A 21,763-nucleotide genomic window follows, 5' to 3' on the forward strand; every position below is an offset into this window, starting at 1 on the left:
CCGCCGACGATGACGTCTCCTGTCCTGACCGGCCTGCGCATCGGTATCACGATCGGATTGCGTGCCCCCGACGAAAGCCTGTGGATCAACGGCATCAAGCAGAACGCGCTGTTCCTCGCGAAGCTGCTGATGGCGTCGCCGCACGGTTACCGCGTGACGCTGGTCAACACGACCGACGTGCCGCTCACCGACGCGCTGCCGTGGGATCGCAACGTGTACGACACGCGCGCATTCGCCGACATGAAGGATGCGCTCGACGTGGTGATCGAGCTCGGCGGGCAGATCGACGGCGAGCAGACGGCCTACCTGAAAGCGCGCGGCGTGAAGCTGGTCAGCTATTGCTGCGGCGTCGAGTACATCAACGCGATGGAGTCGATGCTGTTCGGCCGCCGGCTGTGGGATTCGCTGTTCATCAACCGCGGCTACGACGAGGTATGGGCGATTCCGCAGATCGCGCCGTCGTCGCTGCCGTTCCTGCAGTCGCTGCGCCGCTGCCCGGGGCGCGTCGTGCCGTTCGTGTGGGATCCGATGTTCCTGACCGAGCGCGCGCAGTCGCTGCCCGAGCACGGCGAATACCGGCCGCGCAGCGAGCCCGGCAAGCGGCTCACGGTGATGGAGCCGAACCACGACGTCGTGAAGTTCTGCGTGTATCCGATGCTGATCATCGACGAAGCGTATCGCCGCGATCCCGACGCGATCTGCTTCGCGCACGTGACGAACGCCGATCGCCTCGCGCACGACAGCCCCGAGTTCGTGATGCTGATGAACTACCTGGACATCGTGCGCGCGGGCAAGGCGAGTTTCGTCGGGCGCTTCGATACGCCGCTGTTCCTGGCCGACCTGACCGATATCGTCGTGTCGCACCAATGGTCGAACCCGCTGAACTATTTCTATTTCGACGTGTGCTGGCAGGGTTATCCGCTCGTGCACAACGCGAGTCTCGCGCCCGATCTCGGCTACTACTATCCGGACAACGACGTGCAGCAGGGCGCCGATGCGCTGCTGCGCGCGCTGCATACGCACGACGACGACTGGCGAGCGTATGCGCGGCGCCAGCGCGAGATCCTCGGCCGTTACACGTCGGCGAATCCGGCGCTCGTCGCCGAATACGACGCGCTGCTCGCGAACCTGATCGGCGCGCCGGCCGCCTGAGGCCGAGTTTGCACGGTGCACGTTCGTTGCGCCGCCGTCCGCCGTCGGGTTTGTCCCGCCCTCATGTCTGACGAAATAATGCCGTTAAAAAAAAGAAACCGCCGAACCCGATGGGTTCGACGGTTTTCGAAGGCACGAAATTGACGGCTCCGAGGGAAGTCCGTCAAAAACAAGTTTATAGGTTAACAAGTCAGAAAGATTGTTAAACATGTTTCAATCTATAATCTTCATATAATTGAAATTGGTATTATTGGTTAAACGGGGATTGATTCCGTTTCGAATTTTCATAATATCGTTTGAAACGTGAAAATTGAATGCTGCGATGATCGAATGATGCGCAGCGGCAGGTTTTGCGTGGGAGGCAGCGCGTGCGGAGGCCGGTGTTTCGATCTGGCATATCGAGCGCGGGCAGCACTTCGCGACACGGTATTTATCTGATCAATTGACGATGTCCCGATCCGCAGGACAAGAAAATTCGGGAAAAGACGATCCGGATAAAACTGTTTGGATGAAAAAGATAAACGATCCGGATTTTGAGTTCTTGTAATTCGCGTTGTGTAACCTGTCGCACTGTCGGCATCGTGCGCGCATGGTGTATTTCAAGTAACTGAATATCGTAAAAATATCGAATTTGACGGCGCCGAAGCGAACAGTACGCTCCCCGGAAAAAATCGACATACAGGATGGGCCGGGTAGGCGGCGGAGCGCGTCGAGGTCGGCTCGTTCCGCCTATGTGTTGAGGTCGAGCCGTGATCGGCGGCTCGCCATTAGCCGGAGCGCCGGATGAATGCGGTCGAAGCTCGCCAGGAGGCGAATCGGAAAGCGAATCGCGATGAAATCGATCTCGTGTTCGGGGCACCCGACGATCATCCCGACCTTGCGTCGGTACGCAGTTTCGTCGAAAGCCGGCTCGGATTCGCGCACGAGCCCGTGTGCCGCGCCGACCTGTCGGGCGGCGTGCTGTATGAGGAACGCCTGGCGCGGCTGCGATGGGGCGAGCGCGATGCGCTGCCGCCGCTCGCCTTCCTGCCGCGCCTCGAAGCGCTCGGGCTGATGCGCTGGTTCGACCGGCTGGTGGTCGGCCGCACGATCGATGCGCTGCGCGCCGATCCGGGCGCCGTGTACGGTTGCAACGTCGCGGCGGCAAGTGCGGTCGTGGACGACGCGTGGCTGGCGATTTTCAGGCGGCTCGAGCGCGAGCCGTCGGTGGCCGCGCGGCTGGTGGTCGAGATCACGGAGACGGGGCCACTGAACCCGGTCGCCGGCCGGTCGTTCGTGTACCGCTTCCGGCGGGCCGGGTGCCGGATCGCGATCGACGATTTCGGCGTCGGTTTCAGTGCATTGAATAATCTGGTGGTCGGCAATCCCGACATCGTGAAGCTCGACCGCTCGATCCTGTCGCTGATCAAGCGCAACGCGATCGGGCGCTACCAGTTCCGCCGGCTGATCGCGTTTGCGCATGAAAGTGCGCGGCACGTCGTCGTCGAAGGCGTGGAGAGCGAGACCGACCGGCAGATCATCCTGGATGCCGGCGTCACGTGGGCGCAGGGCATCCGATTTTCATGGCGATCGCCGGCCGCCGCATGACCGTGGGAACGGGCAGGGCCGCGCGCGGGGTGCGCGTCGGGAGCGGGACGAATCGCAAAGGGGGCGTGGGCATGGCGGGAACGAAAGCCGGAGGCGGAACGGGCACGCAGGCGGCCGATGCGCGCGAGCTGGTCGCGATCGCCGAACTGGTCGACATGCTGCGGCAACTCGGCGCTGAATCGACCGATGCGCCGATCGACGTCGCGTCCTGCCTGGACGGCCTGACGATCGTCGCGCGCCGCATTCAGCGGATGAGCCCGCTCGATGCGGGCGGCCGCGAGCTGGCGGCCCGGCACTATTACGCGGGCGTCATCGCCGGCGCGTGCGGCGACGAGTCGGCGATCGCGCGCGGCGTATCCGACAGCCTCGTCAGGCAATCGGGCGGTGCAGGCCGGTCGGCAGCCCGTTGTTTCGCGGTGCTCGCGCGCATGGGGCGGCGGCATGGCCGCGCGTTCGCCGCGCAAAGCGGCGATCGGGTGCTGGCGTAACGCAACCGGCGCTGCGAAGAAAATCAGCCGAGCGGGCGGTCGGCGAACAGGTGCTGGATCTGCGTGGAATAGGCGCGGACGTTGTGCTCGGCGAGCGTGTCGACCTGGTGCAGGCAGCGGTGGGCGGCAGCCGCGTAGTCGTCGAGCCGTGCGTCGTGCGTCTGCGCGGCGGTCGCGATCGCGCGCGCCGCATCGAAGATCTCGAAGTCCGGATAGTAGTAGCCGACGTCGCGCAGGAACGGCGAGTTGTGCACGAGCGGGTAGTTGCCGTACAGCGCGTCGTACAGCAGGTAGTTCAGGCCGTTTTCCCAGTGGTGCGACACGACGATGTCGGTGTGATGCGCGGCCCACGCGACGAACGGCGCGCGCACGTCGGCGGTGGCCTTGCCGTCGCGCACCATCTCGAGCCCGAGCGCGAGATGCTTGAAGGCGACGTTTTCCTTCTTGTCGAACGTGTTGGTCATGTACACGTGCTCGACGAGCTCCGGATGGTCGACGTAGCACGCGTTCGCGGCGAGCATCGGCACGATCGCGCTCTTCACGACGTTCAGGTTCGGCTCGAAGAACGCGATGCGCTTGGCCGGGCCGTGGTTGCGATAGCCGAAGCGCGCCTTCAGCTCGGGATCGGCGTCGAGGCTGCGTTCGATGAAATACGGCGACCAGATATGCGGCAGCTCGATCACCGGTGCGCGGTACACGGCCTGGAAATACGCGGCGCACGTATGCATGTGCTGCGGATTGGTCCAGATCTCGTCGAACTGCACGCGGTGCGGGTTCGGCCGCCAGTCGTTCTTCTCGAAGTTGATCGTCTCGACCGCGATCACGTAGTCGTTGCCGAAGCGGTACGACACGCACTTGCCGCCGCGCCGGCGCACGACGTCCGTGTGCGACGGGTCGACGAACGCGTTCATCTCGATCAGCAGGTCGGTCTGGTGCACGACGGCCGACAGCGGCCGCAGCGCGTCGCCGAACGCGTCCATCATCAGCGACTGCGGATACTCGGTGATGCCGTCGTCGTGCGCGAGCCAGACCTCGCCGATCAACGGCGATTGCTTCAGCAGCATGTACAGGTACACGCAGTGCTGGTTCGCGCCGTTGTACCAGATCGACTGCGTCGCGTCGCGCTGCACGTTCATCGTTATCGCGACATTGATTCGCATGGTGTCTCCGTGTCGTCGACGCGACGCTTACTTGGCGGTGTCCCGGGTCGCGCGCGGCGCATAGCCGGTCAGGTGCCAGTGCCCGTCGTTTTCGAGGTGGAAGCTCACTTTTTCATACACCGTCGAGCCGGTGGTCAACGTCGTCACATAGTCGACGTTCGCGTAGAGGCCGTCCGGTACCGTCGCATTCGTGTAGCGGTTGCGCGAGATCTGCTCCCATTCGCGGTGGCGGACGAAGGCGACCGTTTGCCATGCGCGCCGGATATCGCTCACGAAGTGGTCCTGCTTGAAGCGCGCCTTGATGAAGTCGGCCGAGCCGAGCCAGATGTCGTTGAACTGGCCGGCTTCGAGTTGCCTGAATACCGTGTCGGCATCCTGCAGCAATTCATCCGCGGATCCTCCCGAGGATTGCGCGTGCGCGCCGATCGCGATCGACGTGACGACACAACCGATCAGCCATTTTGCGCGGATAAGGGTCGAATGTGCGTTCATGGTCGAAGTCCGGAAATGGCGGCGCGTCACGCGTCGCGATAGAGACTGGCGATCGCGTCCGTATAGGCCGCGACGTTCTCGGGGTTGTAGATGCTGACCGAGTCGAGCACGTGTTTCGACTGCTCGCGATATGCGTCGAGATTCGCGTCGTGCTCGGCGAACGCCTGCAGCAGTGCGCGGCCGCCGGCCTGGCAGTCGAAATCCGGATAGAAATACCCGGCCTTGCCGAGGAACGGCGAGTTGTGGATCAGCGGATAGTCGCCGTACAGCAGCTCGTAGTACAGGTAGTTCTGCGCGTTCTCCCACGTGTGCGACACCACCGCATCGCCGTACGCGGCCATGAACTCGTACACCGCATAGCGGCTTTCGAACGTCGTGATGCCATGCTCGACGATGTCGAGGCTCTTCGCGAAGTGGATGAACGTCGTGTGATCCTTCAGGTGGATCGTGTTGCACACGCGCACGAATTCGAGGAATGCCGGATTCGCGCGATAGGCCTCCTCCGTGATCAGCATCGGAATGATGCTGGTCTTCACCATGCAGATGTTCGGTTCGAACATCGTCACGCGCCAGCGCGGCTTGCCGGGCTGATAGCCGAACGACAAACCGGCGCCGAGCGTCGCGCGCGCCTTGTCGAACAGCATCGGGTGCCAGATGTGCGGGACGATCGTGACCGGCGCGCGCAGGCCTGTCTGGTAGTAGTGCAGGCACGAGCGCTCGAATTCGGGAATCGTCCACACCGCATCGTACGGCGCGCCCGAGAACAGGAAGCCCGACGGCTTGTCGAACATCGCGCGCTCGATGTCGATCACGTAGTCGTTGCCCACCCGCATCGTGACCACCTTGCCGCCGCGCTCGCGGAACGCGCGCAGGTAGTCCGCGCCGAACTGCGCGCTCATTTCGATCAGCACGTCGCAGCGCTCCAGCGCTTCGTCCATCGACAGCAGCGGCACGTTCCACTCGCCGAGCATCATCTGCGGATCGGCGACCTGTTCGCCGCCGTTCACCATCACGGCATCCGCGACGAGCGGCGACTGGCGCAGCAACAGGATCAGCAGCAGGCAGTTCTGGAAAATGCCGTTTTCCCACAGCGACTGGCCGGCGCCGCGCACGAACAGCGACACGCCGACGACGAGACGCTTGCCCTCGCCGGGCGCTTGACGGGCATTGGAGTCCGACATGCGTATGCTCCGGTTCAGGCGACCAGACGCGAGACGAACGCGTCGAGGTTCGCGGGGTTGTCGATCGAGACCGACTGCAGCAGCCGGCCCGCCTTCGCGCGGTAGTCGTCGAGGCGTTCGTCGTGATGCAGCCACGCTTCGAGCAGCGCGCGGCCGCCGGCGGCCGAGTCGAAGTCCGGGTAGTAATAGCCGGCGTCGCCGAGCAGCGTCGAGTTATGGATCAGCGGATAGCCGCCGTACAGCACGTCGTAATACAGATAGTTCTGCCCGTTTTCCCAGTGATGCGACACGACCGCATCCGCGTGACGCGCCATGAAGCCCGGCAGGTCGATGCGCGGTTCGAACGTCGCCTTGTGCTGGCGCACGAGATCGAGGCTGTTCGCGAAGTGCACGAAGGTCGGATGTTCCTTCATGTGCATCGAGTTGACGACGAACATGTGCTGCACCGCGTCGGGCCGCGCGCGGTAGAACTCGTCGCACGCGAGCATCGGGTAGTGGCAGGACTTCGCGACCGAGATGTTCGGCTCGAGCATCGCGAGCTTCCACGGCCGCTGGCCGGGCCGGTAGCCGAAGGTCGCGCCTTCGTCGGCGAGCGTGGCCACGCGGCGCTCGAGGAAGTACGGCGACCAGATGTGCGGCATCAGGTGGACGGGCGCGCGCAGGATCGTCTGCAGCATCGGCGCGGCGGTCTTGTCGTATTGCGGCAGCAGCCACACTTCGTCGAACGGTGCGCCGTTGAACACGTGCCCCGACGGCTTTCCGAAGATCGGCGTTTCGCACAGGCCCGCATACACGTGCCCGCAGAAAAACGCGGCGATCTTCTTGCCGAGCGCGTTCATGTGCCGGAGCCATTCGACCGGCAACTGCGCGCCCATTTCGATCACGACGTCGAGTTCGTGCGTGACGTCGGCGGGTTTCACGAGCGGGATGTCGAGGCCGTCGAGTTCGAGGCCGGCCGGCAGCGCGTTGGCGTCGCCGCCGTTCAGGAAATAGACGGGGCCGACGCGATCCGAGCGCTTGAGCATCATCGCGAGGAACGCGATGTTCTGGTGAATGCCGTTTTCCCAGATCGCCTGGCCGTCGCGCGCAAACAGCGAGATGCCGACCGCCGGCCGTTGCTTGCGGGTGCCGCCCGCGGCGGCTTCATTGATGTCCGTCACCGGTTGTTTCCTCTGCGGCGTCGTGCGTCCGGGCATCGCGTCGAGCGTCTGGCCGGCAGCGGCGCGCCGTGGATTGTCATGGTTGGATTCGCGCCGGTGCGCCGCGGTGCGTGAATCGGGCGACGGGATTCGCGCGGGCGGCAGCCGGATTCCGGCGTGTCGCCGGGCACGCCGGGCGTGGCGCGCGTCGGGCAGGCTGCCCCGGCGACCGTCTGCGGCGATTGTGGCATGGAAATCGCCGGTTTTGGCAGGGCGTGACGAACTTTGACATAGCCGCCGGCCAACGGGAGCGGGCGCCGGCGAAGCGGCGCCCGGTCGTCCGGCGGAATTCCGGCGCGGCGCGGGCGGCCTGCCGGATCGCGCGGCCGCATCGGCGGCCGCAGGCGGCTCAGTGCTGCAGCCGGATTTCGACGCGGCGGTTGCTGGCGCGGCCTTCCGGCGTCGCGTTCGAGGCGACCGGATCGGCCTTGCCGCGGCCCGAGACCGTCATCGAGTCGGTCTTCAGCCCATGCGCCTTCAGATAGGCGGCGACGGATTCGGCGCGACGCTTCGACAGCGCGAGGTTGTAGTCGTCGCTGCCCACCGAATCGGTGAAGCCGGTGACCGACACTTGCGAGTACGTGCGGTCGGCGCGCTCGCTCAGCAGCCGGTCCAGCGATTCGCGCGCGGTTGGTGCGAGCGTCGCGTGGTCGGTGGCGAACAGCGCGTCGCCCGACAGGTTCACGCGTTCGACGACGGCGGTAGCCGGTTCGGCGGCCGAAGCCGCTTCGGCCGGCGCGGCGCCGCACTGGAAGACCAGCGTGGCCGGATCGGATTTGTCGCGCAGCGCGCGGGCCGAGTCGACGGCGCGCACGGGCTCGTCGCCGCAGATCTTGCGAGCAGCCTTCATGCAGGTCTGCGGGCCCGACAGCAGGCCGTGGCAGTCCACCTGGAACGTGCGCACGCCGTCGCGCGGCTGCAGTTCGGAGGCGCTGAAGGTCGGGCCGGATGCGGTCGAGCACGCGGCGAGGGCCGTTGTGGAAAGCGCGAGCGCAAGAGCGAGTTTGTTCACGGTGACGTCCTTAAAGCTTGGGTTGAGCGAAACCCGCCACGCGCAGCGCAGCGGGCTCGTCCTGCCGTCGGAGCCGCGGGCCGTCCGGCGGCGAGACGAACGGCCGGGCGGCGCGACGCGTTACTTCCACTGATACAGCATGCCGGCGCCGATCACCTTCTGACCGCCGCTGAAGCCGCCGTTGACCGACGCCTTCAGGTTCTCCGTGATGCGCGCCTGCATGCTGACCGCCATCGCCTTCTGGCCGAGGAAGGTCGACGTGCCCACGCCCATCCCGAAGTTGGCGTCGCGATCGAGCTGCGGGATCGACGCCATCGCGCCGACGGCCGCGATACCCTGCTTCGCCATCTGGTCGGTCTGCTGCAGTTGCGAACCCAGCGAGTTGATCTGCGCCTGCTGGCCCGACAGTGCCGTCGACAGCGTCGTCTGCACCTGCGTCAACTGGTTCACGTTCACCGCGTCGGTGCCTTGCGTACCCGGCGCGACGTTCGTGATCTGGCGCTGCTGCGTGTCGCTGCCGACCGACACCACGTTCGAGCGACCGCCGTCGTTCGAATTCGCGCCGATCGCCACCGAGTTCGAGCCGGCGGTGACGACCGGGTGATCGTTGCCGGTGCCGTTCATGTCGGCCGCCACGCCGTTGTTGTTCGCCGCACGCGTCGTGTTGTTGTTGAGCGTCGTCGACAGCTGGTTCAACTGGTTGTTGATGTTCGTCACGCCGGTCGACAGCGACGCCACGTTGCTGTTCGTCGTGCTCAGGCCGGTGGACAGCGAACCGATGCCCGTCGAGGTCGACGTCGACAGCGAGTTGACGTTGCTGTTCGTCGTGCTGAGGCCCGTCGACAGCGAGTTGACCGCGGTCGAGGTCGACGTGGACAGCGACGCCACGTTGCTGTTCGTCGCGCTCAGGCCGGTCGACAGCGAGTTGATGCCGGTCGACAGCGACGCGACGTTCGACGCGGTGGACGTCGACAGCGTGTTGATCGCGTTGTTCGTCGCGTTCAGCTGGCTGCCGTTGATCGCGTCCGTGCTGGTGGCCGAGATCCGGCCCGCGGCGACGTTCGTGATCTGGCGTTCCTGGCCCGGTGCGCCGACGCTCACCACGCCGACCGGCGAGCTGCCCGCGAAGGGGTACGTGACGCCGCCGATCGTGGCGCTCGAGGTGCCGACCGCCGCGGCCGTGACCGAGTTCGCGCCGAGTGCGATCGAGTTGGCGACGTTCGCTTGCGCGTTCGTGCCGAAGGCGAGCGCGTCGGCGGCCGTGGCCTTGGCGGCCGAGCCGTAGGCCTGGGCGCCGGTGGCGCTGGCCGTGGCCTGGCTGCCCAGTGCGATCGTGTTGTCCGCGGTGGCCTGGTTCGCGCTGCCGAGGGCGAGCGCGCTGGCGCCGGTTGCCGTGTTCTGGTTACCGAGGGACACCGCGCCGTCGCCGGTCGCCGTGTTGTTCGCACCCATCGCCACGGCGCCGGTGCCCGTCGCCACGTTCGGGTCGCCGATCGCGACCGCGCCGTCGCCGGATGCCGTGTTGCCGGAGCCGATCGATACCGCCTTGCCGCCCGTTGCCGACGCGTTCTGGCCGATCGCGACCGCGCCTGCCGTCTGCGCGTTCGAACCGTCGCCGACTGCCACGCTGCTGGCGCCCGCCGCGCTGGCGTTCACGCCGGCGGCGAGGGCGTTGGTGCCCGTGGCGCCGTCGTTGGCGTAGTTGGCCTGCTGCACGCCGTTGTCGTTGACGCTGTAGTAGTGCGTCTTCGCGGCGTTGATCGCGGTCGAGGTGGACGTGGACAGCGACGATACCGAGCTGTTCGTGCTGCTCAGGCCAGTGGACAGCGAGCCGATGCCGGTCGACGTCGACGTGGACAGCGACACGATCGTGCTGTTCGTGCTGCTCAGGCCGGTGGACAGCGAGTTGATGCCGGTCGAGGTCGAGGTGGACAGCGACGTGATCGAGCTGTTCGCGGACGACAGGCCGGTCGAGGTCGAGGTGGACAGCGAGGTGATCGAGCTGTTGGCCGAGGACAGACCCGTCGAGGTTGAAGTCGACAGCGACGACACCGAGCTGTTCGTGCTGCTCAGGCCGGTGGACAGCGAGTTGATACCGGTCGAGGTCGAGGTGGACAGCGACGTGATCGAGCTGTTGGCCGAGGACAGGCCGGTCGACGTGGAGGTCGACAGCGAGGTGATCGAGCTGTTGGCCGACGACAGACCGGTCGAAGTCGAAGTCGACAGCGACGATACCGAGCTGTTGGTCGAGCTCAGACCGGTGGACAGCGAGCCGATACCCGTCGAGGTCGAGGTCGACAGCGAGGTGATCGAGCTGTTAGCCGACGACAGGCCCGTCGACGTGGAGGTCGACAGCGAGGTGATCGAGCTGTTAGCCGACGACAGACCCGTCGACGTGGAGGTCGACAGCGAGGTGATCGAGCTGTTAGCCGACGACAGGCCCGTCGAGGTCGAGGTGGACAGCGACGTGATCGAGCTATTGGCCGAGGACAGGCCGGTTGAGGTCGAAGTCGACAGCGACGTGATCGAGCTATTGGCCGACGACAATCCAGTCGAAGTCGAGGTGGACAGGGACGTGATGGAGCTGTTGGCCGAGGACAAGCCGGTCGAAGTCGAGGTGGACAGCGACGTGATCGAGCTGTTCGCCGACGAGAGGCCCGTCGAAGTCGAGGTCGACAGCGAGGTGATCGAGCTGTTGGCCGAAGACAGACCCGTCGACGTGGAGGTCGACAGCGACGTGATGGAGCTGTTGGCCGACGAGAGGCCCGTCGAAGTCGAGGTGGACAGCGACGTGATCGAGCTATTCGCCGACGAGAGGCCGGTCGAAGTCGAGGTCGACAACGAGGTGATCGAGCTGTTAGCCGACGACAGACCCGTCGAAGTCGAAGTCGACAGGGAGGTGATCGAGCTGTTAGCCGACGACAGGCCAGTCGAAGTCGAGGTCGACAGCGAGGTGATCGAGCTGTTAGCCGTGGAGAGGCCGGTCGAGGTCGAGGTCGACAACGACGTGATCGAGCTGTTGGCCGACGACAGGCCAGTCGAAGTCGAGGTCGACAGCGACGTGATCGAGCTGTTAGCCGACGAGAGGCCGGTCGAAGTCGAGGTCGACAACGACGTGATCGAGCTGTTGGCCGAGGACAAGCCGGTCGAAGTCGAGGTCGACAGCGACGTGATGGAGCTGTTAGCCGACGACAGGCCGGTCGAAGTCGAGGTCGACAGCGACGTGATCGAGCTGTTCGCCGACGACAGACCCGTCGACGTGGAGGTCGACAGCGAGGTGATCGAGCTGTTGGCCGAGGACAAGCCGGTCGACGTGGAGGTCGACAGCGAGGTGATCGAGCTATTGGCCGACGACAATCCAGTCGAAGTCGAGGTGGACAGCGACGTGATGGAGCTGTTGGCCGACGAGAGGCCGGTCGAGGTCGAGGTGGACAGCGAGGTGATCGAGCTGTTAGCCGATGAGAGGCCGGTCGAGGTCGAGGTCGACAGCGACGTCACTGAGCTATTGGTCGAGCTGAGGCCCGTCGACAGCGAATTGATACCCGTCGAGGTCGAAGTCGACAGCGACGAGATTGAACTATTAGCCGACGAGAGGCCAGTGGACGTGGAAGTCGACAGTGAGGTCACCGAGCTATCGGTCGAGCTGAGGCCGGTCGACAACGAGTTGATGCCGGTCGAAGTCGAAGTGGACAGCGACGAAATCGAGCTATTCGCGGACGAGAGCCCCGTCGATGCAGACGTGGACAGGCTCGCGAGTCCCGACCCGGTTGCCTCGAGCGCCTGATTGGTCTGGTAAAGCTGCGAGCCGTTGATGGCGTCCGTGCTGCTTGCGCTGATGCGGCCTGCCGCGACGTTGGTGATCGTCCGTTCGGCGCCCGCGTCACCGACGCTGACCGTGCTGGTCGGCGCGGTGCCCGCAAAGCTGTAGTTCTTGCCGTTGATGGTCGTCCCGGTCGTGGCCACCACGGATTGAGTGGTCGAGTTGCTGCCCAGCGCCACGTCGCCGCTTTGCGCGCCGGCCTTGGCATTGCTGCCGATGCTGACCGTGTCGTCGACCGAGATCTGTGCGCCGGCCTGGTTGCCCATCGCGACGTTGTTGTTGCCGGTGGTGCCTGCACCTGCATAGGAACCGAACGCCGAGTTGCCACTGCCGGTCGTCGAGGTTCCAGCGTAGTAACCCGCTGCGGTGTTGTAGGAACCATTGACGTAGGTGCCTGCGCCGACGCCCAATCCTGCGTTGTAGTTGCCGGTTACCGAAATGCCTGCCGTGTTGCCGACGGCCGTGTTGCCGACGCCGGCCGTGTTCTGGCCGGTGGCCGCGCCGATCGCGACGTTGTACGACCCGCTACTGCCCTGACCGGCTGCCGAACCGATGCTGACGGACGAGTCCGTTGCGGCCTGGGCGCCGTCGCCGATGGCAACGCTCTTGGCGCCCGCTGCGGTCGCATTCGTGCCTGCCGCAAGCGAGTTGAAGCCAGTCGCGCCGTCGTTGTTGTAGTTGCCCTGCGTCGTGCCGTTGTCGTTGACGCTGTAGTAGTGCGTCTTCGCATTGTTGATCGCGGTCGAGGTGGACGTGGACAGCGACGTGATCGAGCTGTTAGCCGACGAGAGGCCGGTCGAAGTCGAGGTCGACAACGACGTGATCGAGCTGTTAGCCGACGAGAGGCCGGTCGAGGTCGAAGTCGAGAGCGACGTGATCGAGCTGTTAGCCGACGACAGGCCCGTCGACGTGGAGGTCGAGAGCGAGGTGATCGAGCTGTTAGCCGACGACAGGCCGGTCGAGGTCGAGGTCGAGAGCGAGGTGATCGAGCTGTTAGCCGACGACAGGCCGGTCGAAGTCGACGTCGACAGCGAGGTGATCGAGCTGTTGGCCGACGAGAGGCCGGTCGAGGTCGACGTCGAGAGCGACGTGATCGAGCTGTTAGCCGACGAGAGGCCGGTCGAGGTCGACGTCGAGAGCGACGTGATCGAGCTGTTGGCCGAGGAGAGGCCGGTCGAGGTCGAAGTCGAGAGCGAGGTGATCGAGCTGTTAGCCGACGACAGGCCGGTCGAAGTCGAAGTCGAGAGCGAGGTGATCGAGCTGTTGGCCGAGGAGAGGCCGGTCGAGGTCGACGTCGAGAGCGACGTGATCGAGCTGTTGGCCGAGGAGAGGCCGGTCGAGGTCGAAGTCGAGAGCGAGGTGATCGAGCTGTTGGCCGAGGACAGGCCGGTCGAAGTCGAGGTCGACAACGAGGTGATCGAGCTGTTGGCCGACGAGAGACCCGTCGAAGTCGAAGTCGAGAGCGAGGTGATCGAGCTGTTGGCCGAGGACAGGCCGGTCGAAGTCGAGGTGGACAGCGACGTGATCGAGCTATTCGCCGACGAGAGGCCGGTCGAGGTCGAGGTCGACAGCGAGGTGATCGAGCTGTTAGCCGACGACAGGCCGGTCGAGGTCGAGGTCGACAACGAGGTGATCGAGCTGTTGGCCGAGGAGAGGCCGGTCGAAGTCGAGGTCGAGAGCGAGGTGATCGAGCTGTTGGCCGACGAGAGACCGGTCGAAGTCGAAGTCGAGAGCGAGGTGATCGAGCTGTTAGCCGACGACAGGCCCGTCGAGGTCGAGGTCGACAACGAAGTGATCGAGCTGTTAGCCGACGAGAGACCGGTCGAAGTCGAGGTGGACAGCGACGTGATGGAGCTGTTCGCGGACGACAGGCCCGTCGAAGTCGACGTCGACAGCGACGAAATGGCGCTGGTCGCGGTACCGACTTGTTGGGCGACGGAATAAAGCTGGCTGCCGTTGATTGCGTCGGTACTGGTCTGGGTCACTTGGCCGGCAGCGACGTTGGTGATCTGCCGTTCCTTGTTGAGGTCGCCGACGCTAACGGTGCCGACCGGCGTGGCGCCAGCGAATCCGCCGAACGTCACGCCGTTGACGGTCGCGCTGCTCGTGGGATTGGCCGGGGCGGTCACCGAGTTCGCGCCGAGCGCAACGGAGTTGTTCGTGCCGGCGACGGCACCGCTGCCGATGGCGACGGCGTCGGTGCCCGTTGCGGTGCTGTCGGCGCCGGTCGAGTTCGCGTGGAAGTACTTGATGCCCTGGCTGTTGATGTTGTCGATCGCCGAGCCCACGCTGTTGGCCGTCGATGTCGTGCCATTCGCGTTGTACGTGGTGTACGCCGGGGCCGAGACCTTGCCCGTCGTCGGGTCGTACGTCGAACCACCGCCAAGTGCCGACGCGGTGCTGCTACCGAGGTTGTCTGTCTTCGTCGAGACCGTGCTGAGGCCGGTGGACAGCGAATTGATGCCGGTCGAAGTCGAGGTCGACAGCGAGCCAATCGAGCTGTTAGCCGAAGACAAGCCCGTCGACGTGGACGACGAAAGCGACGTGACGGAGCTTTTTGCCGAGCTGAGGCCAGTAGACAGCGAGTTGATGCCGGTCGACGTCGAGGTCGACAGCGAAGTGATCGAGCTGTTAGCCGACGACAGACCCGTCGACGTGGAAGACGAAAGCGACGTAACCGAGCTGTTTGCCGAGCTGAGGCCGGTGGACAGCGAGTTGATGCCGGTCGACGTCGAGGTCGACAGCGAAGTGATCGAGCTGTTAGCCGACGACAGGCCCGTCGACGTGGACGACGAAAGCGACGTAACCGAGCTATTAGCCGAGCTGAGGCCGGTCGACAGCGAATTGATACCAGTCGAGGTCGAAGTCGACAGCGAGCCAATCGAGCTGTTAGCCGACGAGAGACCCGTCGACGTAGAAGTCGAAAGCGACGTAACCGAGCTATTGGCCGAGCTGAGGCCGGTGGACAGCGAGTTGATGCCAGTCGAGGTTGACGTCGAGAGCGAGCCGATCGAGCTATTAGCCGACGACAGGCCCGTCGACGTGGAAGACGAAAGCGACGTAACCGAGCTATTAGCCGAGCTGAGGCCCGTGGACAGCGAATTGATACCAGTCGAAGTCGAGGTCGACAGCGAGCCGATCGAGCTATTGGCCGACGACAGACCCGTTGACGTAGAAGTCGACAGACTTGCGATGCTCGACGTCGTCGTGCTTGCCACGGCGAAGAGCTGGCTGCCGTTGATCGCGTCGGTGCTGGTCGCGCTGACGAGGCCCGCCGCGACGTTCTGGATGCGGCGCTCCGCGTTCGGCTGACCGACGCTGACGATGCCGCCCGTCGGCGTCCCGGCCTGATAGTTGCCGAACGACTGGCCACCGATCGTGGTGCTATTGACGGCCGTGGTGCCGCCGGACGTCGTCGTCAGTGCACTGTTCGTCACGGAACTGCTGCCGAGTGCGATCGAGTTCGCGACGTTCGCGGTCGAACCGACGCCGATCGCGATGGCGTTCGACACCGAAGCATTGGCATTTTGCGCGAACGCGACCGAACCTGCGCCCGACGCAGTCGCGTTCGAACCGAAGGCCGTTGCATAGGAGTTCGACGCCACGGCTGCCGCACCGACGGCGACGGCGCCGGCGTTGCCGCTGGCCGTCGAGCCGTTACCGAGCGCGAGTGCGTCGGTGCCGGAAGCCAGCGACTTGGCGGAGAAGCTGCCGACGTTACCGAGTGCGATCGCGCCGGTGCCGTTCGCGGTCGCGGCGTTGCCGATGGCAACCGCGCCGTTGGTGCCCGTCGCCGATGCCGAGCTGCCGATTGCGACGGAGCTGCTGGTCGCCGTGCTGCTGTTGCCGAGCGCCACGGAACCCGTGCCGCTTGCCGAGTTGTTGTTGCCGAGCGCGATGGCGCCGGAACCGTTCGACGTGTCGTTCGCGCCGATTGCCAGCGCACCCGTGCCGGTGGCGCTGTTCGGATCGCCGATCGCAACCGCGCCGTCGCCGGTCGCGACCTGGCCTCGGCCGATCGCGACCGCGCCGCCGGCAGCCGTGCCGCCGTTCGCGGTGGTACCGGACGAGCCGATGGCCACGTTCCGGCCCGTTGCGCCCGAGACGACGCCGTCGCCTTGCGCAATGCCGTACGCACCATTGACGGTCGCACCGCGGCCGACTGCGATGCCCGACGTGGCGGTCGATGCGACGGACGACTGGCCGCCGATCGCGATACCGTCCGACGCGGCCGACTGCGCGCCCTTCGTTGCGTTGCTGCCGATTGCGATCGAGCCCGCGCCCGATGCGAGCGTCGAGTTCGCCTGCGACAGCGGCGTCGTGCCGTCGCCGCCCGCGCCGCCGATCGCGACCGAGTTCAGCGCGCTCGCCGTCGAACCGAAGCCGAGGGCGGTTGCAGCGGCGCCGCTGGCGGTGGTTTCGAGGCCGGCTGCGACACCCCACAGGCCGGCCGACGATTGCATGCCGGTGGCGACGGCGCCGTTGCCGTTCGCCTGCGCGAACGAGCCGTATACCGTGACACCGGTCCAGCCGTTGCCGTTGGAGTTACACCCGGCTACGACCGAATACGTTCCGGAGCCGTCGCCGGCCTGGTTTTGCGTACCGCCCGGGTTGACGCGGCCGACCGCGCCGTTGCTTCCCGTGAAGCAGGTTTGCTGTGTGTTGAGCGTATTGGCTTCGGCCAACCCGGGGAGGCTGATCGCCAGAGCTGTGACTGCTGCCACCACCACGGCCGACTTGTTCGGCTTGCCCCGTGCCGAATCGATTTCCGATGCCGCGACCCAGGCGCCGAGCGCTTCGTTCCAGATCGAGCGGTATGTGCGGTTCATGTCCTGCTACCTCCAAATGTGCACGCCACACACCGGTCTCTTTTGTTAGAGGATTACTCCGTGCGCTCGCGCGAATCTCAAAATTGATGGGCGGAGTTTATTGGAGGTGGATTTTGTAGATTGACAAACAGTGATAAATGAAGTGTTTCTAAAGTTAAAGAATGGTTAATGCAGCGTGTTTAGAGGCGCTGGAGAAAAATGAGTTTGAAAGATGCAAGAATGTGTCTTGTAGGGTTCGAAATATTCTGGTGATCCCGTAAATTTCACATAAGAATCAATGTATTAGGTTGGATGTGTGCGGGAGGTAACACACCGGATCGGTCAAAAAGTAAGACAAATGAAATAGCAAACGTTTGCGCGACGCCCCATCCTTTCGTGTTTGTAATGTTAATGGGTATGCCTGGATATAATGTATTTTGTTTTTTATTAACTTGTTAATGGTTTTGCTTTAATTGAATTTGCATTTGTATTTTGCGATTATCTAGTAATTAAATTTATCTGATTTTGAACGCATTGGATTATGCTGATTTGCGCATCTCGGCCGGAGCAGCGGCCCGTGTGACGGGCGTTTCGGGCCGCCTGATCCATGGAAGTTGTAAAAAAGTGCTACAGAGCGCCAGATGAAACGATCCGCGTCAATTTATCGGATTTGTCCTATTGACGATGGTGTTGACATCGGCGTTAAGGCGGAATCGGCGCGCATGCCGGAAGTCGAGCGGGGGCGCTCGCGGCGGGTGTTTCGCGTGGTGTCGACAGGACGTCAAAGACCGCGGGCGGCGTCGGGTCGGAGGGGCCCGAAATGTCAGATGCCGGGTGCGGCAATTTGTCCGCCACGCCGCCAACGGCTCGACGTGTCGAAGAAAAAGAGGGAAGGATTGAATGTGTCGGGCACGCCACATTCGGTCCACGGGCGTGGGCCGAACCGGGGGCTTGCCGCATGGCCCGCGGCAAGCCCCCGACTTTACTTCTTCAGAAACCGCAGCGCGAACCGCGCCATCCGCGGCACGAACATCGGGCGCAGCAGGCGCTTGTCGTAACCGGCCATCCGCCGGTCGTTCTCCACGAGACACAGCTCGATCAACTCGCGCGGATTCAGCGCATCGCCGATGTCCGCGGTGCTGGTGGCCGGGAAATTCATGTCACGCGCGGCGCCGTCGGCATCGATGCCGCGCGCGATGCTCATGCGGTCGCGGATCAGTTGCACCCACACGGCCGCGACGCGTGCGAAGAACCACGGCCGGCGCCACCACGGCATCGTGCGCCAGTACCACGCGTACCAGTTCACGAAGAACAGGATGTGGCGGCCTTCTTCCTGGATCACGGGCTCGAAGGTCTCGACGAGTTCGGGCGGGAAATAGCCGGAGCGCTGCGCGGAGCGGAACAGGCCGAACGCGAAAAAGCTGTCGATGCACTCGCTGAAGCCCGTCATCATCCACGACCATTCGGGATCGGTCGGCGCCGGGTAGGCCGGCTCGGGCGCGAGCCGGATGCCGTACGCCTCGACGAGCTTCGACAGCACGACCTTGTGGCGGGCTTCCTCGCCGCCGTCCATCTCGAGCGCGCGGCGCAGCAGCGGATCGTCGACCGTCGCGGCGTAGGTCGCCACGCGAATCGACGCGCGTCCTTCGGTTTGCACCGCGATGTCCCAGATCGGCAGCGACGTGAGCCGCCTGAGTTCGGCCGGCTGGAGCGCCGGCCAGTCGATCACCGCCGGCTTGTACGGATTGTGTGTGTCGAGCAGCATCCGACAGAACATCTGCTTGTGCGCATCGGAACCGATCCGGACCGGACCTTGCCTCTCGAAGGTCCAGTTGCGCATCGCGTGATCTGCGGCTGCATGCTCTTCCTGCAGCGTGTCGGTCATGGCTATTGTTATGCGATTACGGATCGAAAGATTCTTGCACAGCTTCCGTCATCGCGTATTTTCGAGCGGCCATGTGCACGCCGGCCCCGCGGGTGTCACGCGTTCGTGTCGACCCAGAGGCGGCCCCAGCGCGACGCGTAGGCGAGGGCGTGCTCTTCCTCGAAGAAGAAATCGATTGCGTCGAACGACACGGAGCGCGGCGACGGCCCGCCGCTCGCGCGTTCGATCGTCAGGTTGGCGGCGAACAGCCCGTTCGGCAACCGGGCGGCAGCGGGAGCGACTTCGTAGCCCTTGTAGCGGATCGTACGGTTCATGGCGTGCGCGGAAAAAGTTCGGACTTTCAGCGTACGAAAACGCGCCGGCTGCGTGAACCAATCTTTCGGCCAATGCAAATTACGCGGCGGCCTGAATCGTTATCGGAGCGGTACGCGGGAACGGTGTTTTCGGGAGGCGGAGGACGACGCGCCCGGCACATCGCCACGCGTCGGAAGACGCACCGCGCGCGCCCCGTCGAAGCGTGTCGACCGAGGGCGCGCGGCGGAAATGCGGAGGTTACTGGTTGGCGACCTTCAGCACGGGTGCGAGCGCATCGACCGATGCCGCATGCGAGGCCGCACGATGCGATGCGAACGCGAGCGCGAATTCGGCGGCTTGCGCACCGACCGTCTCGAGTTGCGCGACGACCTTCGGATCCGAGCAGCTGTCGGCGCTTTCGAAGCGCGTTTCCAGCGTGTTGACGGTTGCGCCGAACGGCGTCGGCCAGCCGCGCAGCGCATGGACGATCGAGCGCAGCGACGTCAGCACGGTGCCAGCCGCCTGCCAGCCGTACGCGGTGACGATCAGGCCGACCGCGCGGCCGTCGAGATACGGGCGGTCGTCCGCACGCAGTTCCTCGAGCGTGTCGAGTGCGTTCTTCACGAGACCGGATACGCCGCCGTGATAGCCGGGCGTGGCGATGATGATCGCGTCGGCCTGGCGCACGGCGTCGATCAGCTCGCGCTGCGCGTCGGTCAGCGTTTTGTGTTCGGGTGCGTAGTGCGGCAGCGTATGCAGGAACGGGCCGTCGAACAGGCGCGTGCGCGCGCCGGCGGCTTGCGCGCCGCGCAGGGCGAACGACAGCGCGCGTTCGGTGGACGACGCGGCTCGGGTGGTCCCGCCGATGCCGACGACGAACGGGCGGCGGTGTTGATCGAATGCAGTCAAGGGGCGCTCCTCGGGAATGGCTTGCCCGGCTAAGCACAGGCTTAAAACCAGATGGTAACGACCCCATCGCCACTCTGAAAACGACTTTTCGTTCTATCGATATGCCGTGCGGCGAGGGCAATCGTGTGCGCGGCCCCGCAGATCGATAGCAGAAATGCTTGGTTGGGACGGTGTGCCGCGGTCGATAAGATGGGCTCGTCTCCTCCATGATGTCTCTACTGACATGGGTTGGCCCCGCCGCGCGGATGCTGGCGGGGCTTTTTTTCGTCCTCGGCCGGAAAACGGGGCGCGATGTGCGGCGGCCCTGCCCGTTACTCGAACACCGGCCGGAAGAAGCTGCGTTCGTAGCTGACGATGCACCGCGTTTCCTCCGCGTAGCGGAACGCGGCCTGGCAGGCCGGATCGTCCTTCGAGCGTTCGCGGTAGCGCTCGTATTCGGCGAGGCTCGGGAACGAGAACATCGCGAGCGCGATGTTGTTTGCGCCTTCGGACGGCAGGAAGTAGCCGTGATGCGTGCCGCCGAACTGCTCGACGAGCGGAATCCACATCTTGCCGTAGGTTTCGAATTCGACGAGTTTGTACGGATCGACGACGTAGCGAAGGAAGCAGGTGATCATGGGCGCTCGCGATGAGGTGACGGAGCAGCAAGTCTGGAGCGCGGGGCGGCACGTGTCAACGGCGTGCGCGCCGGGCGTCGATTTCATGGCTTGACGCGTTGCTTGCGCGAGCAACGATCGGTGCGCCGATGCGTTCGCCACGACGGACATGCAGCATTGAACCGCACCGTACTCGCTACCTCCATCCGCCGCGTTACCCCAGGATTTTTACGACATTTTTTCTTGCGACGGCGCGCGGCGCGCTCCTAGACTTCGTGCATCTTCACCACGGAGCATGGCCATGTCGATACCCTGGAACGCGATCGCCGAACGCACCGCTGCCGCGCCGCCTTCCGTGTGCGCCGATCGGGTGATCGTCCGGCGTTTCGATCCGGCAATCGACAGCTATGCACACCTCACGCCGATGCTGCATCGTGCGTTCGCGCGGCTCGGTGCGATGGGGCTCAACTGCACGTGCGTCGATCAGGACGAAGACGTCACGCGCCGCCGCGCGGAAGCGGGCGAGTGTTATGTCGCCGTGTGCGGCGGGCGTGTCGTCGGCACGGCCACGCTGTATGCGACCGATCCGTCGTCCGCCTGCCCGCTGTACCGGTGCGAAGGCGTCGCGAGCGTGCGCCAGGTGGCGGTGGACCCGGCTTGCCAGAGCCGCGGGATCGGCGCGTTGCTGCTGTCGTTCGCCGAGCAGTGGGCCGCGTTGCGCGGCTATGCGCTGCTCGCGCTGGATACGCCGCATCCGGCTTCGCACCTGCTGGCGTTTTACGGCGCGCAGGGCTTCGAGGTGGTCGACGTGATGCGCTTCGCCGGCAAGCGCTACGACAGCGCGATCCTCTGCAAGCGGCCCGTTGCACACGCTGCGCGCCGCGTGTCGCCGGCGTCGCGGTTGGTGGCGCGCGTGGCAGCCGTGCGGCGTGTCATGCATGCGTGGGCGCCGCGCATCGTCGCGATGGCCCGACGCGAGTCGGGCCTGCGTCGCGGCGGACGATTCGCGGCGCGTCGCGCGGCCGGTGCGGCCAGTTGCCGGTCGTCGCCGTGGCGGCCGCGTCAGCACGGCCGCTTCGTGGCGCGATAGCGCCGGGCGGGTTTCGGCTCGTGCCGCTGGCGCGTCGTGCGGCCTTCACGCGAAGACGGGACGCGGACCGCTCGATGAATCGGTGCGATC

14 protein-coding genes are annotated in these 21,763 nt (G+C 64.9%); 4 read left to right on the forward strand and 10 right to left on the reverse strand.

The window, feature by feature from the left end; genetic code table 11:
* Positions 1-9: 9 nt before the first annotated feature.
* The 3 genes from HWW87_RS35025 to HWW87_RS35035 all read left to right on the forward strand — a co-directional run bounded on the left by HWW87_RS35025 (position 10) and on the right by HWW87_RS35035 (position 3,227).
* Entirely contained in the window at positions 10-1,152 is a 1,143-nt protein-coding gene (locus HWW87_RS35025; protein ID WP_175824103.1) for a DUF2827 domain-containing protein, read from the forward strand.
* Positions 1,153-1,935: 783 nt separating this feature from the next.
* Complete coding sequence (locus HWW87_RS35030) at positions 1,936-2,739, forward strand: EAL domain-containing protein (RefSeq protein WP_174433971.1); 804 nt, start codon at positions 1,936-1,938, stop codon at positions 2,737-2,739.
* Positions 2,740-2,810: 71 nt separating this feature from the next.
* On the forward strand, positions 2,811-3,227 hold the full coding sequence (locus tag HWW87_RS35035) for a hypothetical protein (protein WP_175824152.1): 417 nt from the start codon (positions 2,811-2,813) through the stop codon (positions 3,225-3,227).
* Between the two features lie 23 nt (positions 3,228-3,250).
* Here HWW87_RS35035 and HWW87_RS35040 read toward each other — a convergent pair whose 3' ends face one another.
* The 10 genes from HWW87_RS35040 to HWW87_RS35085 form a co-directional block, all read right to left on the reverse strand.
* Complete coding sequence (locus tag HWW87_RS35040; RefSeq protein ID WP_175824104.1) at positions 3,251-4,387, reverse strand: DUF2827 family protein; 1,137 nt, start codon at positions 4,385-4,387, stop codon at positions 3,251-3,253.
* Between the two features lie 27 nt (positions 4,388-4,414).
* A complete protein-coding gene (locus HWW87_RS35045; RefSeq protein WP_175824105.1) occupies positions 4,415-4,879 on the reverse strand; it encodes a DUF4019 domain-containing protein in 465 nt (154 codons plus the stop codon).
* Between the two features lie 26 nt (positions 4,880-4,905).
* The gene (locus tag HWW87_RS35050) at positions 4,906-6,060 is read right to left on the reverse strand and encodes a DUF2827 domain-containing protein (protein WP_175824106.1); all 1,155 of its coding nucleotides are present in this window, start codon (positions 6,058-6,060) and stop codon (positions 4,906-4,908) included.
* Between the two features lie 14 nt (positions 6,061-6,074).
* Positions 6,075-7,220 carry a DUF2827 domain-containing protein gene (locus HWW87_RS35055; RefSeq protein ID WP_175824107.1) on the reverse strand — a complete coding sequence of 382 codons (1,146 nt, stop codon included), beginning with the start codon at positions 7,218-7,220 and terminating at the stop codon, positions 6,075-6,077.
* A 388-nt stretch (positions 7,221-7,608) separates the two neighbouring features.
* Complete coding sequence (locus HWW87_RS35060) at positions 7,609-8,271, reverse strand: OmpA family protein (RefSeq protein ID WP_175824108.1); 663 nt, start codon at positions 8,269-8,271, stop codon at positions 7,609-7,611.
* A 120-nt stretch (positions 8,272-8,391) separates the two neighbouring features.
* The gene (locus HWW87_RS35065; protein WP_175824109.1) at positions 8,392-16,920 is read right to left on the reverse strand and encodes an ESPR-type extended signal peptide-containing protein; all 8,529 of its coding nucleotides are present in this window, start codon (positions 16,918-16,920) and stop codon (positions 8,392-8,394) included.
* Positions 16,921-17,881: 961 nt separating this feature from the next.
* Positions 17,882-18,784, reverse strand: a complete 903-nt coding sequence (locus HWW87_RS35070) for a ferritin-like domain-containing protein (RefSeq protein ID WP_174430901.1) — start codon at positions 18,782-18,784, stop codon at positions 17,882-17,884.
* A 95-nt stretch (positions 18,785-18,879) separates the two neighbouring features.
* Positions 18,880-19,098: a hypothetical protein gene (locus tag HWW87_RS35075; RefSeq protein WP_006480563.1), complete on the reverse strand. Its 219-nt coding sequence runs from the start codon at positions 19,096-19,098 to the stop codon at positions 18,880-18,882.
* A gap of 238 nt (positions 19,099-19,336) precedes the next feature.
* Positions 19,337-19,987: an NAD(P)H-dependent oxidoreductase gene (locus tag HWW87_RS35080; protein WP_059502143.1), complete on the reverse strand. Its 651-nt coding sequence runs from the start codon at positions 19,985-19,987 to the stop codon at positions 19,337-19,339.
* Between the two features lie 311 nt (positions 19,988-20,298).
* Positions 20,299-20,604, reverse strand: a complete 306-nt coding sequence (locus tag HWW87_RS35085; RefSeq protein ID WP_174391183.1) for an NIPSNAP family protein — start codon at positions 20,602-20,604, stop codon at positions 20,299-20,301.
* Between the two features lie 280 nt (positions 20,605-20,884).
* Here HWW87_RS35085 and HWW87_RS35090 point away from each other — a divergent pair, with 280 nt between their 5' ends.
* A complete protein-coding gene (locus tag HWW87_RS35090; protein ID WP_175824110.1) occupies positions 20,885-21,673 on the forward strand; it encodes a GNAT family N-acetyltransferase in 789 nt (262 codons plus the stop codon).
* Positions 21,674-21,763 lie beyond the last annotated feature (90 nt).

It is taken from the genome of Burkholderia sp. BCC0419 (genome assembly GCF_902830285.1).
Classification (GTDB): Bacteria; Pseudomonadota; Gammaproteobacteria; order Burkholderiales; family Burkholderiaceae; genus Burkholderia.

Excerpts from the sequence above, each read along its gene's own strand:
- HWW87_RS35050 (WP_175824106.1), bottom strand. The coding sequence starts at position 6,060 with ATGTCGGACTCCAATGCCCGTCAAGCGCCCGGCGAGGGCAAGCGTCTC.
- HWW87_RS35090 (WP_175824110.1), top strand. The coding sequence starts at position 20,885 with ATGTCGATACCCTGGAACGCGATCGCCGAACGCACCGCTGCCGCGCCG.
- HWW87_RS35070 (WP_174430901.1), bottom strand. The coding sequence starts at position 18,784 with ATGACCGACACGCTGCAGGAAGAGCATGCAGCCGCAGATCACGCGATG.
- HWW87_RS35040 (WP_175824104.1), bottom strand. The coding sequence starts at position 4,387 with ATGCGAATCAATGTCGCGATAACGATGAACGTGCAGCGCGACGCGACG.
- HWW87_RS35035 (WP_175824152.1), top strand. The coding sequence starts at position 2,811 with ATGGCGGGAACGAAAGCCGGAGGCGGAACGGGCACGCAGGCGGCCGAT.
- HWW87_RS35045 (WP_175824105.1), bottom strand. The coding sequence starts at position 4,879 with ATGAACGCACATTCGACCCTTATCCGCGCAAAATGGCTGATCGGTTGT.
- HWW87_RS35030 (WP_174433971.1), top strand. The coding sequence starts at position 1,936 with ATGAATGCGGTCGAAGCTCGCCAGGAGGCGAATCGGAAAGCGAATCGC.
- HWW87_RS35075 (WP_006480563.1), bottom strand. The coding sequence starts at position 19,098 with ATGAACCGTACGATCCGCTACAAGGGCTACGAAGTCGCTCCCGCTGCC.
- HWW87_RS35065 (WP_175824109.1), bottom strand. The coding sequence starts at position 16,920 with ATGAACCGCACATACCGCTCGATCTGGAACGAAGCGCTCGGCGCCTGG.
- HWW87_RS35025 (WP_175824103.1), top strand. The coding sequence starts at position 10 with ATGACGTCTCCTGTCCTGACCGGCCTGCGCATCGGTATCACGATCGGA.
- HWW87_RS35085 (WP_174391183.1), bottom strand. The coding sequence starts at position 20,604 with ATGATCACCTGCTTCCTTCGCTACGTCGTCGATCCGTACAAACTCGTC.